A 14,553-nucleotide genomic window follows, 5' to 3' on the forward strand; every position below is an offset into this window, starting at 1 on the left:
AACTTAAGTATCAATGGCATTTGTTTAAAATTTTTGTCTTTTATTTCAATGAACTTCCATCATACATTTAACAACACAACCCTATTTTTAATCATTGACGGGTTAATCATACAATAGATGGTTATCACAAATGAGTAGTTTTTGAATGAATTAGAAATTAGTTTTAACTATTTTTCTTGAGCGAACTATATGGAATTGAAAAAAGGATACCGTATTAGTTTTATTTTTATTAGCCAAACTTGCCGAGTTAGCATAAGCTCCAAAAGCTATTGATTGTAGAGAACTAACGAAGCGATAACGTTCTTATGAACGCAACAAACTATCTAAATAACATACGCGCACAAAATTTATTTGTGATTCTCTACTTTTGATAAGTCATTGAATCCTATCAACTCATTTGTAGTCGTCATCTGATACACAAAGTGTTTCAAACGCTGATTTATCTATCCAAACCTATGCTTTGGGAGCTGGCTTTGTATGCTTATTACTTAGCAATCATTTAGTTTTGCCATATAGTCTCTGCCCAAACTGCCATTGGTTCATATTAATCATAGCGTTTATTATGTCTATCTTACATTCAATAATAAAAAACCTTTGGCAATCAATTGATTGGGTGAATATCTTTTGTACGATCTATGTAGTAAGAAACTTAACACTTTTGTAGGGTCTATGATTATCATTTTATAATTCTTAAAAATTATCATTTTCAAAAAAACTGATTATCAATCAAAAATGAATTTCAAAAAATCATGAAAAGCATTCATAAACAAAACTGACACCTAACAATCGTTCCTTAAAACCATGTCGTAGCAATACAACTAGCTACTCTTACAAGGTAAAACAGATTCATTACTTTAGAATTTTTCACCTGCTTATACCCTGAGGTTATAATTTTATTTTAATAATATATTAGACTCTTCTAAGCTCTCCAATAGCTTTTATTCGTATCCAAACAAAGCATGGATGTGGCATTTTAGATAACAAAAAATATCTTGAAGAGTCGCACAGACTGTTATAAACAAAACATTCGTTAATAAATTTTTGGACGCTTTGGTTTCTGCAATTGCAACATAGTTAGACTAGCCATGACAACCAAAGACAATTTTTTAGAGCACTCTTATTTTTATTCATCGTGAAAGATATTGAGAAAGAACAAAAAAACTTACTAGAATTAATTAACTCTTGGGACGAAAAAAATATTCGTCTTGCGATGCTCATTTGGCAAAATGATTCTAGACTAGAACAATATGTTCAAGAACAATTTAAAGCACTTTTACAAGCAAAAGATTACAAGAGCTTAGTTGGATTACGCCTACTAGCTAACTTAAATAGTATGAATAGTGATGACATGGAAGAATCATTACAATATATGCTAAAAGTGAGGTGGTTAAAACTAAACCACAATATTTTAGATGCTTTTCCAATTCCATATTTACGAGATTTAGAGCAATTAAAAATCATTTCTACAACCATTGTTAATTTGCCCAAGTCTGTCGGTCATTTGCACAGCCTAACCGTACTTGATTTAAGCGGGTGTCGAAATTTGAGCTCTTTTCCTCCCGAAGTTTTAAATTTAAAATACTTAACAGAAATTCATTTGACAGGTACTGCTATTGGAGAGCAGCATAAAATTAGTATATTAGTTGGCTCAAATAAAGTTCAGGCATTTCTACAGTCTCTATTTAATTAGCTTACAATGGGTTCAAATTTACAGATACAACAATTATTACGAACAGGTATAGTAACAAACATTGCTAAAGCGCTGCACTTGCAAAGTTTTTCGAATGCTAATTTTGACTGGAAGCCTTATCTGCAACTAGCCGATTGGTTACAAGAGCAACAACTTATTGCCCCTACGATCAACGCTCTAGAACCTTTATTGTTAGAGCTATTTTCTTTAGAAAGCATTTGTTTGGCTGAACATAATCTAGAACAAATTCCTAGTAACTTTGGTGTGCTTAGTAATTTAAAACAATTGGATTTGAGTTATAACAAGCTTCATATGATTCCTATGTCTTTGGGTATGCTGCCCAAAATTGAGCAACTAGAACTGCAAGGTAATCAACTACTAGCACTTCCTGAATCTATTGGCTTATTGCCCACCCTAAAGCATTTAGACTTGTCTAATAACCAGTTAAGTATATTGCCAGATTCCTTGGCTCAATTGTTGCATCTACAGCATTTGTCCATTGCCAATAATCAGCTGTTAGAAATTCCTACAGATATTGCATGGCTTTCCAATTTAAAAACACTTCATTTGCAAGGCAATCAAATTACGATGATTCCCACGTTCATCAAAGAATTGCAACAACTTGAAATTCTTGATTTAAGTAACAACCCTATCCCTAAAAATGCCTTACTAAAAGTACAAACACTATTACCGACCTGTAAAATTATTGTTGGGCAATCATGACAGATAAGGAGAAACTATACCAACTTATACAGACTTCCAAAGTAGAGAATATTAATTTAGCCATTGAGTTATCTAAAGCCAATGCTATCGTACTGGAAGAATATGAGCTAGTGCTAAAATGGCTTTCTGATGTCAAAAAATATCGCTTCAAAAAACGTATCTTAGAAGACTATTTGGATGAGATCACAAGAAAAACACATGCCTATCTCAATCAACTAGATTTAAACGAGTTGCCTGATTTAATTGGGCGTTTATTTAATTTACAACGTTTGTATTTAGGAAACAATCAACTAAAAACCCTTCCTGACACATTAGCCTATTTAAAAGATTTGGAGGAGCTGAATGTTAGTTCTAATGCTTTTAGTATTTTTCCTGCTTGTATCTTAAGGATGAGCCATCTGGAAGACCTTACTATTTCTCACAATCAGCTTAGTTTTATCCCAAAATCTATTGACAATCTTCATCGCTTGCAACGTCTCCGACTAAACTACAACCAGTTGGAATCCTTGCCTGATTCCTTTCGTAATTTAACCCGTTTACATACGTTATACATACACAGCAACAAACTCACCAGTATTCCCAAGGTATTGAGTCAATTGACAGCCATCAAAGAATTAAATTTATCCCATAATCAGCTTACTGAAATTCCAGATTACATTAAAGATTTTAAGCATGTAGAAACGTTCTATTTTAGTGATAATCCGATTACATCAATATCTGAATCTATTGGCTATTTGACCAACCTAGAAAAACTGCACCTTGGGAAAACAAAAATACAAGCACTCCCCCAATCCATTGGGCAATTATCTAACTTGAAAGAACTATACGTTTTTGACAGCCAACTAAAAACGCTTCCCGAAAGTATTGGACGTTTAAGCCAACTAAAATCACTAAAACTTACTGGTAATGTCGGAATTCAGCTCCCTGATAGTATTGCACAACTCAAGAAATTGAAGCTACTTTGGTTGTGGGATTGTGCCTTGACAGAGGACGAAATTACCCGCATCAAGACCTTGCTTCCTAAATGCCAAGTCAAATACTGATGCTCTTTATTTCTACTATTTTTATTACCTTTATGGGGCTTTTTAGCCTTCTAAAGGCTATCCGCTATTAAATAGTAGCAGCGCAGCTAACTATTGATTAAACACACCAAAAGAGAATATTATAACATGACAAATAAAGAATACGCCAATCAGTTTCAAACCCTAGCTAAATTGATGGAATTAAACGGAGAGAATAGTTATCGCATTAAATCGTATAGCAATGCTTATCGAATTCTTCGTGGAGTGACAGAAGCCTTGGATGATATGAGTCTTGCAGAAGTCAAGCAAGTAAAGGGGATTGGAGATGCTATTGGTCAAAAAGTCATGGAGTTGCAAAAAGATGGCAAAATGAAGTTGCTAGAAGACTATAAAGCCACCACACCTACAGGCATCGTACAACTGCTTGGCATAAAAGGACTTGGTATAAAAAAGATAAAGTTACTGTGGGAAGAATTAGAAATTCAATCACCAGGAGAGTTACTTTATGCTTGTAATGAAAATCGTTTGGTTTCTCTAAAAGGTTTTGGAATAAAAACACAAGCAACAATAAAAAAACAGTTGGAATATTTCTTTCAATCTATTGATAAATTTCACTTTGCCAAACTAGAGGAAGAAGCGGAAAATTTGGTTTTAGATATACAGGAAACATTGGACACAGAATTGGTTAGTTTAACAGGCAAAATTAGACGCTTAGAACCTATCTTAGAAGCCATTGCTATCCTTATTGGTCAACACGATATTCAAGCCATTTTTGATGAAAACATCTTAGTTTTAGACAAACACGATGGAACAACGCCAGTTTATCATTGCAAAACGCCCGATCAAGGTATTCCTGTTATTTTGTGTACCTCTGATGCAGACTTTTTTGGCTATAATTTGCTCCGAACAACGGGCACAGAGTCGTTTAACAAAGACTTGTTTGAGACTGCTTTTGACACCCCAATAGATTGGCGACACAACAACCCCCAAGAATTAAAAGGCATGGATGAACAAGCTATTTTTGCAGCCGCAGGTTTGCCATTTATCGCCCCAGAAATACGAGATGTTTCCAAAATTATTTTTAAAATAAAAGGAGGTTTTGTTCCTGAGCTGATTCAAGAACAAGATATCAAAGGCATTCTGCATGCACACAGCACGTGGAGTGATGGTGCCAATACCTTAGAACAAATGGCTACTTATGTTCAAGAACAAGGTTACACCTATCTAGGAATTACCGACCATTCCAAATCTGCTTTTTATGCCAATGGCTTGCAAGTAGAACGAGTCTTAGCTCAAATGGAAGAAATTGATGCTTTAAATGAAAAACTAGCTCCGTTTAAAATTTTTAAAGGAATAGAATCTGATATTTTATACGATGGCAGCTTAGATTATGATCATACAATTCTAGAAAAATTTGACTTTGTTATTGCTTCTATCCATTCTACCTTGCGCATGGATAAGGACAGAGCAACACAACGCTTAATTACAGCCATTAAAAATCCTTATACCACCATCTTGGGACATCCAACAGGAAGAATTTTACTATCCAGAGAAGGCTACCCTATCGACCATAAAGCTGTTATTGATGCTTGCGCTGCGCATCGTGTTATTATTGAAATCAATGCCAATCCGCTTCGCTTAGATTTGGATCATACTTGGATTCCTTATGCTTTAGAGCAAGGGGTAAAAATTGCAATCAATCCAGATGCCCATAGTTTGGAAGGAGTGCACGATGTTCATTTTGGAGTTTTGGCAGCTAGAAAGGGCTTATTAAATAAAGAAATGTGTGTCAATAGCTTATCAGCAAGTGATTTTGAAGCCTTAATATCTACCAAAAAGTAATCTTATGAATCGATTGATAAGCCTGCTGTTTATACTCTTGTCTTTTTGGCAAACCAGTTATTCTCAAACAACGATTTGTGAAAAGAATACCACTTTGTATTTTTCTTGTTATAAATTACTTCCCAATCAAAGATTTAGTTATCAATACATTGATGGTTCGGGCGAGACAATTGGCGTTGGGACATATACTGTTAATAAAAAGGAGCTTGTTTTTGAATACGATAGCTTGGCATCTCCTATTATTACCAAATCCCAAACAGCCCTTGCACCAAATACGATTCAAATTACGTGTTCTTATATTTTAGATTCCTTTCCTAGGTTGTTTCACCCTGTTGTTTATAATAAGAAGCTATTTTTTTGTGACTCTTTAGGACAAGTCAGGGTCCCCAATTACACCGAAGGAACCATTCTTATACACAACTATACCGATTCTATTTTAATTAACCCTAAAATAGATGATGCCAACAATTACCATATTTATACCCACTCTGCTGGTGATAAATTCATCGCCAAGGGTACCATTCAAATATTGGAGAAAAAAGGAAAGTTGTACCGCCGCCGCATCCAAATGTACTTTGACAAGAAAGGTCTTCCTAATCCTGAAAAAGAAGTTTGGAAATATATCTATTTTAATGTTTATGAGTAGGTTTTATTATTAGCAATATATTGGGACTATTGATCGTTTCTTATTCCTCTATTTTAGAGCTACTAATATAGTTTTAACAGACTATTGATGATTTAATTCCTTGTATTTTTTAAAATCTCCGTAACTTACTGTTCCAAAATTAAAACTGTTATGAAGATTTATTTGATTGCGTTCTTATTGTTATTCCTCCATTCGCTCACTTACAGCCAAGTAATGGATAGCGTTGTGGTATCTCCTGAAATGTTGTCTAAAGCCAAAGAATTCGAATTGGCAAGGTACGATGTCTCTAGAAAAAGTAAGTATATCATTTACTTACCCATGAATTACTCAAAATTCTTATTTACAGAAGACGATAAAGCATTGTTTCATACACTCAAAGATACGATGATAGAGCGCATCGACTTGGTTTATACGGTATTTAGAAGAAGTAAAACATTTGACCAAATCAAGTTGAACAAGGAACGTTATGAGATGTTCCAACAATTTTTTCCGCAAGCATTTAATAATAACTTGATTGATTGGAATTTGATGGCTCAAAATGGAACCATGGACTATGAAGAAGCACAAACTTATTTTCATGGTTTTGTCATTTACCTCAAACCCCATCGAGTAACGACCAAAAATGGGATTACGATTAGTACCGCTATGGACCTTAGAGTTGATGAGCCAGAAACAAAAGTATTGGAAACCAACGAAGAAGTAGCTCAAATCAAAACCTTGCTCAACAAGTCTACGGCAACCAAAATCATTCAAGATACCACTTATACTAAAATTCGGAAACGCTTTTGGACAGGAAAATACTTGTCCAAAACCAAAGCTGGTCGAAAAAAAGGAAAACGATTTACCAAAGAAGGTCCCAAACGTCCAAAGGAATATCGCTTCAAAGAAATCAAAGAAATGAAAATAACGGAACGAGAGGTTCCTGACTTGGATGCTGCTCCCGAACCCGAAAAAGTTATTGCTGAAATGACGGAGGATTCTGTCGTTTATTCTGTCCTTAATCGAACCTTAGGACGATGGGATGACCATGTAGTGGTGCAAGATGTAACGGGAAGTATGCACCCATACTTAACCCAAACACTACTCTTTTTGCGCAGCCATATCAAAAAAAACACCACCGAAAAGTTTGTTTTTTTTAACGATGGCGATAGCAAACCCGATGGTCCTTTGGGCTACTCTGGTGGTTGTTATTACACTAGTGCTGATAATGTGCAAGAAATTGAGGAAATGGCTTTTGAAGCAATGCGCAATGGAAAAGGGGGTAAAGCTCCTGAAAATGATGTCGAAGCCATTCTTTATGGCATTAAAAAATTTCCCAAATGTAAAGGAGTTGTATTAATTGCAGACAATTTTTCTAGAGTTCGAGATTTTCGCTTGATTCCTAGGTTAATGAAGTTAGGAAAACCCGTTCGGGTTGTCGTTTGTGGCATTGCCAAAGGGGATGTCATCAACTTAGACTATATCTATTTGGCACGTTATACTGGTGGTTCTTTGCATACTATTAACGAAGATATTACCGATTTGGCAGACAAAAAAGATGGTAGTGCCTTTAAAGTTGGCTCGCAGTATTTTAAACTGGAAAATAATGTCATCAAGTTAATTCACCAAAGCAAATCCAAACATTTTGATCGTTTTTAGTAACGCCCTTCTATCGGGTATTGATATAATGCTGAATCCATTTTCATGATTTTGATAAAACTGGGACGCATTTGTTCTTCATCATCTACCAACTTATATTCTATAATAAGAAAATCTCGCTTATAAGTGGCGATTACCTTGCCACGCCACTTGTCTTCTTTTTCACCTTTTAGTCTTTCTCTAAAAAAGCTTGAACGATGTTTCCCATTTGTTGACCCTGTGATATAATAAGTAATCTGAGAACTATCTGTTTTAAATGAATGCTCGTATTCTATATATTTTCTTTTATAATTAGAAGGTATTTTAAGCTCTTGTTTGGTAAAAGAGGTGTCTCTCTGAACATTTAACACAACTTGCCCTAAAGTATCCTTAAATACAATTTCTTGCAAGGTGGATAAGTTAAGTTCTCCTACTATGAAATTTCTAAAATGTAACGGAAAATACCTCCTTTTGACCGCTTCGTATTCTGAAAGTTTGGAAAGTGTTATATGATGTAATATAAAATCTTCTTTGTAATTGTTTAAAAAATGTTGCAAGGGAAAGCCCCCTCCTGTGTCAGGTCCTAAATCAAAAAAGTAGTTTGCAATCAAACAATCACTGGAAGTCAATTTAAATTGAAGCGTTGAAACAGTTTCTATATATTCTAATTGTGCGGTATCTACTTCTAGAAGATAAAACCTATTAGTATCTAGCCTCATGTAAATTAAATGCCCATCAGAAGCTCCAGTTCCATACCAAATCGTTTTTTTTAGAGTATATGTATCAAAATCAATAATAGATATTGGCTCGGCAGGCTTTATATCTTCAGGTTCTTCTACGATTTCTTGCGGATTTTCACAAGCAAAAATCAGTAGTAAAACTCCAACAATAATCAAATAATAGGCTACTTTCATTGAGACTCGTTTAAAATGTTTTTTCTGTTACATAAAATCTAAAAAAGAGGTCGAGGCTGAAACTCCTTTGCCCATTTTCTCAATATCTCAGATTCGTCATACCAAGACTCAAATGTACCAAAATCTAGTCCTAACTTAGAGGTTAATTTTAATCTTGACAAAGCACTGATAATAGGTCTTTCCAAAGGAAGACTTACAGAGTCAAATTCAATCTCTTGTGAAGGATTATGTTTCGCCTTATGCGTTTGCTGGGTTCTTATCCACTCTGCCCATAAAAATAATTCCAAATCATCTGCCAACGAAGAGGGAATATTCCACTTTTTATCAAAAAGCTTTGATAAAACACTCTCTAGATTTAAGTAACCTGCATAGATTTTACAAAAAGACTCCCACTCTTCCTCTAAAGAAAATATTTTAGCTTGCTTCTTAGTAGTTAATGTTTCTTTTTTCTTTAGAATAGCCTCCATGTAATTTTTTGTTAAATTCATTACCTCTCCCAATAACTTTGCTCCTTTTTTTTCTAAATCATTTTGAAAGCTTAAAGGGCTATCCAGTTCTAGTTCCTTTGCTGATGAAAGATTAAAATCCGTAGTAAACGCTTTATCTAACGAAACTTGAGCCAAGTCTTCTAAAATATTAATAGTGCTCTCAATATTTTCTTTATCAATAGCAAGCAAATCATCTAAAGTATTTAAAAGAAATTTAGTTGAAGAAAATGCAGATAGCATCCCACATCCTGCAATACTAAATACATTTGCAATCCATGCAGCTTTCAAATCTTCGGCATCTTTGGCAGCTTGTAGAGTTTTAGTAAAACGATCATAAGCTACGGTATAAGCTGTTGTTAATTGTATGAGACTTGTTTTGGTTTCTGTTAAATGATGTTGAAGTATTTCTATAAGATTTATACCAACTCTGTCTATTAAATTTCCATAGTTGTCTATTAAATAGCGAATAGAATCAGGATCATTAACATCTATCTTTAGCTTGGGTAACCATTTAGCATTAACATTAATTTCATAGCTAGAAGAAAAAGGTGGGATTGATACTTTTTTAACATCAACATAAACTTGATTGGCGGTCTCAAAAGTAATAGTTATTTCTAGTTCTCTAGCTGAATTCTGCATTTCTAGTACACTATATTGTCTACAAATAGAAACAGAATCCTGTTCATCATACTCTGCTTTGTCGTATCCCTTCATGGTGTATGTATAAGTAACATTATCTTTATTTATAAGATTACTTACATTTCGACCGTCTTTTCGAAATTCAAAGCCTTTATCTCCTTTCACTTCAACCGTAAATTTCTTAACCAATTCTATACATCTAAAATGCACCTTATCAGAATAAGGTATCCCTTCTTCTTTTTTGAGTGTTACAAGAGTTTTTTGTTCTAGTGTTTCTACAGCTAAGTAAGCTTTACAAGTCCTTACAATTTCTACATATTGAAGGTATCTGGCTTTATGAGCAGATTTATTTTTTAATTGTTTAAATTCTTTTAACCATTTTTGACAATCAACCATCAAGGATTTTAGTTCAGTCTTCATATTTGATTTTTAATTAATAAAAATAATCGCATTAAAAATACCTCTTTTATCGCAAAAATACAAGCTATAATAAAAGTTAAGCTATCTATCTACCCCACCACCTCCAAGCAACAACAATCACAAGCCCCAAAGCAACAAGCCCTAGCCCCCAGTACATCCATGTAGATTTACGCATAATTTGAATAGGTTCATCATTTCCAACCAGCAAAAATGGAGACCAAAAAGCAGGATGAGGACCAATTCCTGAAGCATTTTGCATAAAATTCAATTTAGCTTCTCGCAGAGCCTCCGACTTTGTCATACCATTACTTAAATTTGAATAAAATATTTTCATCATCTCAGCAGTTGCAAAGTCGTTGACTTGCCACAAAGTCATCACCATGGAAGAAGCCCCTGCATACATAAAAGAACGTGCTAAAGAAGCAATTCCATTGCCTTTCTCAAAAGTACCAAAGCCTGTTTCACAAGCAGAAAGCACGACCAAATCTGCATTTAATTTTAGATTTGCGATTTCATAGGCTTGCAAAAAACTATTTTCTATACTGTCCCCATCTTCTGTAAAAATCAGACTAGACAAAATAGGCTGTTTATAATCCAAAACGCCATGCATAGCTAAGTGAATAACCGCATAATCTGCTACTTTTTCTTTGAACAAACGCTCCGAAGCATCTTTGTCAAAACCAAAGTAGCCTTGAAATTCTTTGGACAAAACATTCACCTCTCGTCGAGCTGCATAGAGCGGTTTCAAGCCCTTTCGACCTCTATAATAGTTGGGTAATCTAAGATCTTTTTTTAGGGTATCTAAAGATATATCGTAGTTTGCCGCCATAGCTAATATTTGTCCATTATTAACCGACTTGGTACTTTGCTTGTTCTCTTTCCACAATGTTGCAGAATAATTGTAACTCACTTTAAAATGCTTAATTAAGTAGTCCAAATCTGGATAATTCACCTCTCCTTGTGGTGCTGGGTTCATCAAAAAAACTTCAAATGGCAAGTAAGCTAATTCGCCATCAGGAACAATAATTAAATGTTCTATATCCGAAGTTTCTCTTAGAATAGGTGCTATCATTTTTTTATAAAACCAATGCGCAGGGCGTGTATAAGCTTCATAGGCTTTTTCTTGATTTTTTGCCAACAAATCGTAATTGCTCAACGCTCGGTACAAATCTCTAATTTTTGTTGTCAAGTGCTCTCTTTTCAAAGACTGACGCACCAATTTATATTCCTTTTTATCAATATAAAATAAGTACAAAACCGAATCAGTCACAACATATTCTAATAAAGCTGTTTTAGGGGACAACAGAGCTTGAATTTCACGTAGAGTGGCATTATCACTTTTGTATTTTAATTGAACATAATTCGGGTAATCCTTTTCTAGCTGCTGAACAAAGAAACGAATATCTTGATTGACATCATTCAATAACTTGCGCAAGCTATCTTGTTCTACTTGGGGGCGTTTGGTAATTATATTAGCTTGTAATTCATCCCTTTCTTTAAACAATTCATTTTCTCGGTCCATCAATGAATCTGGCAAATTGCCCAATCGATATGCCTTTTCCGCCTTCGTTGCCTCTAACAACAAGACCGATTTATTTGCTTCTGCCAAATCAAAAGCCTGCTCTACCAAATTTGCTTGTTCCAATAAATACAAACCTCTAGCATTCCAACGTTCGCTACGTTCCAGTACTCGCAACTTGCTCGTACTATTGGTATATAACTTTCGAATTTTTGTAAATAAATCATGAGCAAGGCTTGTTACAAGCAATTGTTTGGCTTCTTTGTCGGGTGCTTGTTCCTTTTCTAATAACAAATACAAGCGTTCTAACCCTCGTAACATTTGGTTTAGATGATTGATTGATAAATAATCTGCTTGCATTAGACTATCTCTCCATTCTTGTGTAGGTACTAAACTTATAGTTGAGTTAGATGCAGCTTGCAAGCATTTATGCAAATAGCGTTTGGCTTTAGGTAAATTGTCAAGACGGATATACACATCTACTAAATCATTAACACAGTTTACATATCCCTCGTGCTGAGTACCAACTTTGCGCTCCATAATTTCTAAAGATTCAAGGCGTAGCTTTTCTGCATCTTCATAATGCTCCATCTTGAAATAAGCACTGGCAAAATTAGACAAGAAGATAGCATACTTGGGATGGTTCACTCCTATCGTCGTTCTTAATATTTCTCGTACTCTTATAGACAATTTGATAGCTTCATCATATCGCCCTTGTTGTTTGTAAGAAGTAGCCAATAAATTTAAATTATTGGCGTAAAGAGGATGTTTTGTTCCTAGTACCTTCTCTCGAATTGCTTGTACCTCCAAACACAACTTTTCTCCTTCTTTGTTGCGTCCCATTTTTAGATACAAAGCTGCCAAATTACTTAATGTATTGGCATAACGTGGGTGCTCTTCCCCATACACTTTTTTAGCAATGCCAACAGCTTCTAAGTACAACGGCTCTGCCTCCTCAAGTTGCTCATTAACATAATACAAAGCTGCCAAATTCGCTAATGTATTGCTATATTCGACATTCATGCCCCCCGATATTTTGGCATTAATTTTTTTATTTTCAAGATACAATAGCTCAGCTTCCTCATAACGCCCCATATAATAATACAACACAGCCAAATCATTCAAAGTAACCGCATAAGCTTGACTCTCTGTTCCTGACAATTTAGCATTAATAGTTTTAACTTCTAGCAATACTTCTTCTGTCTTTTTGAAGGCACCAGTTCTTCTATAAACTTTTGCCAATCCACTTAATGCATCAGCAACATCTTTATGCTCATGTCCAAATAGATTGGTAAAAATAATCTGTCCTTGTAAAAAAAGTTGTTCAGCAACCGTATAATTTCCTGAATACACATTCAAAAAACCCAAGTAATTAATATAAGCACCATACGTACTATCTTTGACGCCCACCGTTTGCGCTGCTTTTTTCAAATTAGCTTCAGCATATTTAATAGCATCCGCATAATTTCCTTTGAGATAAGCTGCTTCAGACAGCGAATCCAACACTTCATGATCTAAATCTAATAATTCAGTAGAAAGTGTATCTTGAGCATAAGTAATTTGCCAATTTACAAGTAGGAAACAGTAAAAAAATAATTGCTTCATAGATTACTTCTGATTAATGGGAATAGTTAGAATTGTGTTTTAATACAAATGAGTATATTGTCTATTGGGTAGATTAGTACTTTATCAAATAACTATCTAGTAATTACTTGATAGAATACTAAGGAAAGGCTGAAATAAATGCCTAAAAATACCAATATATCCCCACAAATAAGTAATTGATTCTAAGAATTTGCCTTTGTATGCTATGGATTTTTTATTTTTCTACTACTACAATCAATTTCTCATATAAGAATTCCCTTTTGAAGCACAAAGTACTTGTATCAATAAGCGATTGAGTTGTTGATTTTAGTAGCAGCGCAGCTAACTATTGTTATTTAGAAATCATAGATATGTTCGATTCGTATTTTCTGCCGATTCAAAATTCTTAATGTTTCGCACAAATTTGGAACGGGCGTAACCAATACGATTCTTTGCTCATCTACTTTAGAAGTAATCGTTTGCGTAAAAAGGGGTTGACAATTGGGAATATCCAATTGGGTATCTTTTGGAGTTAATAAACTAATCAATATGGCGGAATTATTCCCCGCTACTTCCTTAACATTAACTCCTTGATGGGCTAGATATCGAATAGCAGGAATAAACGCAGCATAGCGAGGCAAACTAAGCAAAGCAGAACTATCTGGCAATACAGTCATAACTGTTGCTGACGTTCCAATGTTTTTGGGCAAATGATCAACTAAAACAACCGTATTCAAAAGGCTTTCTCCATACATAGATTCCGACCCCATTTTCATCAACTGTCCATAAAATGCTTTAAATAACAATTCTGATGTCAAGACATATTTGCGTTCCCATTTTCTCAACAAATGAGGTCCAAACCAAGAAGTTTGAGTCCACAATTCTTGTAGTTGCTGCCAATAATCAAAATTAAACCATGGTTCCTTTCGTATAAAATCAACATATGATTGCAGGTAAGCAGCATTCCATTGATCTTCTTCGGTAACAGGAATTTTAGTATCGGTTACTCGACCGACTACTTTCTCATACCAAGCCTTCATTAAATACTCCGTGGAAGTACTTGCCCCTATAACCATAACCATAGTATGATACTCAGAATTAAATTCAAAATTACCCTCCATTTGTTCGGATAAAACTCGGTAACTATCCCAAAATTGCTCGTGATGTGTCACATAAGACAAGGTAGTAGCGGTATGTTCTTTGAAATAAGCAGCTTGTTCAGCAGGGCTATGCACCAAATACCATTCTGGATATACCCAAAAAGTATTGTCTGCTGCACGTCGATGGTTGGGAGGGGTTATAGGGTTTTCATTTGTTTTCAACCACTGTTTATCAATAACAAGCCCCGCTCCTTCTGGAAAGGTTCGTTGCATTCGTTGGTATTTTGCATAATGAATACAACCTGCAATAAAAGCCAATAAAACAATTAAAATTCGTAGTCGATTCATC

General features: G+C 34.7%; 10 protein-coding genes. 6 read left to right on the forward strand and 4 right to left on the reverse strand.

Annotated elements, in window-relative coordinates; translation table 11 throughout:
- Nucleotides 1-1,132 precede the first annotated feature (1,132 nt).
- The 6 genes from CG11_RS20460 to CG11_RS20485 all read left to right on the forward strand — a co-directional run bounded on the left by CG11_RS20460 (nt 1,133) and on the right by CG11_RS20485 (nt 7,561).
- The gene (locus CG11_RS20460; RefSeq protein ID WP_052598716.1) at nt 1,133-1,690 is read left to right on the forward strand and encodes a hypothetical protein; all 558 of its coding nucleotides are present in this window, start codon (nt 1,133-1,135) and stop codon (nt 1,688-1,690) included.
- A gap of 6 nt (nt 1,691-1,696) precedes the next feature.
- Nucleotides 1,697-2,413, forward strand: a complete 717-nt coding sequence (locus CG11_RS20465) for a leucine-rich repeat domain-containing protein (protein ID WP_052598717.1) — start codon at nt 1,697-1,699, stop codon at nt 2,411-2,413.
- On the forward strand, nt 2,410-3,456 hold the full coding sequence (locus CG11_RS20470) for a leucine-rich repeat domain-containing protein (RefSeq protein WP_052598718.1): 1,047 nt from the start codon (nt 2,410-2,412) through the stop codon (nt 3,454-3,456). The genes CG11_RS20465 and CG11_RS20470 overlap by 4 nt, the downstream gene beginning before the upstream one ends.
- A gap of 126 nt (nt 3,457-3,582) precedes the next feature.
- Entirely contained in the window at nt 3,583-5,277 is a 1,695-nt protein-coding gene (locus CG11_RS20475; protein WP_052598719.1) for a DNA polymerase/3'-5' exonuclease PolX, read from the forward strand.
- Nucleotides 5,278-5,281: 4 nt separating this feature from the next.
- Complete coding sequence (locus tag CG11_RS20480; protein WP_052598720.1) at nt 5,282-5,923, forward strand: hypothetical protein; 642 nt, start codon at nt 5,282-5,284, stop codon at nt 5,921-5,923.
- Nucleotides 5,924-6,073: 150 nt separating this feature from the next.
- Nucleotides 6,074-7,561 (forward strand): hypothetical protein, encoded by a 1,488-nt coding sequence (locus CG11_RS20485; protein WP_156039839.1) that lies wholly within the window; start codon nt 6,074-6,076, stop codon nt 7,559-7,561.
- On the opposite strand, the gene CG11_RS20490 is transcribed toward CG11_RS20485, so the two are convergent.
- The 4 genes from CG11_RS20490 to CG11_RS20505 form a co-directional block, all read right to left on the reverse strand.
- On the reverse strand, nt 7,558-8,454 hold the full coding sequence (locus CG11_RS20490; RefSeq protein WP_052598722.1) for a hypothetical protein: 897 nt from the start codon (nt 8,452-8,454) through the stop codon (nt 7,558-7,560). The genes CG11_RS20485 and CG11_RS20490 overlap by 4 nt on opposite strands.
- A 38-nt stretch (nt 8,455-8,492) precedes the next feature.
- On the reverse strand, nt 8,493-10,001 hold the full coding sequence (locus CG11_RS20495) for a hypothetical protein (protein WP_052598723.1): 1,509 nt from the start codon (nt 9,999-10,001) through the stop codon (nt 8,493-8,495).
- An 85-nt stretch (nt 10,002-10,086) separates the two neighbouring features.
- On the reverse strand, nt 10,087-13,125 hold the full coding sequence (locus CG11_RS20500; protein ID WP_052598724.1) for a CHAT domain-containing tetratricopeptide repeat protein: 3,039 nt from the start codon (nt 13,123-13,125) through the stop codon (nt 10,087-10,089).
- 335 nt (nt 13,126-13,460) lie between these two features.
- Complete coding sequence (locus CG11_RS20505; protein WP_156039840.1) at nt 13,461-14,552, reverse strand: hypothetical protein; 1,092 nt, start codon at nt 14,550-14,552, stop codon at nt 13,461-13,463.
- Nucleotide 14,553 lies beyond the last annotated feature (1 nt).

It is taken from the genome of Aureispira sp. CCB-QB1, from assembly GCF_000724545.1.
Classification (GTDB): Bacteria; Bacteroidota; Bacteroidia; order Chitinophagales; family Saprospiraceae; genus Aureispira.

Excerpts from the sequence above, each read along its gene's own strand:
- CG11_RS20465 (WP_052598717.1), top strand. The coding sequence starts at position 1,697 with ATGGGTTCAAATTTACAGATACAACAATTATTACGAACAGGTATAGTA.
- CG11_RS20470 (WP_052598718.1), top strand. The coding sequence starts at position 2,410 with ATGACAGATAAGGAGAAACTATACCAACTTATACAGACTTCCAAAGTA.
- CG11_RS20475 (WP_052598719.1), top strand. The coding sequence starts at position 3,583 with ATGACAAATAAAGAATACGCCAATCAGTTTCAAACCCTAGCTAAATTG.
- CG11_RS20480 (WP_052598720.1), top strand. The coding sequence starts at position 5,282 with ATGAATCGATTGATAAGCCTGCTGTTTATACTCTTGTCTTTTTGGCAA.
- CG11_RS20485 (WP_156039839.1), top strand. The coding sequence starts at position 6,074 with ATGAAGATTTATTTGATTGCGTTCTTATTGTTATTCCTCCATTCGCTC.
- CG11_RS20490 (WP_052598722.1), bottom strand. The coding sequence starts at position 8,454 with ATGAAAGTAGCCTATTATTTGATTATTGTTGGAGTTTTACTACTGATT.
- CG11_RS20495 (WP_052598723.1), bottom strand. The coding sequence starts at position 10,001 with ATGAAGACTGAACTAAAATCCTTGATGGTTGATTGTCAAAAATGGTTA.
- CG11_RS20500 (WP_052598724.1), bottom strand. The coding sequence starts at position 13,125 with ATGAAGCAATTATTTTTTTACTGTTTCCTACTTGTAAATTGGCAAATT.
- CG11_RS20505 (WP_156039840.1), bottom strand. The coding sequence starts at position 14,552 with ATGAATCGACTACGAATTTTAATTGTTTTATTGGCTTTTATTGCAGGT.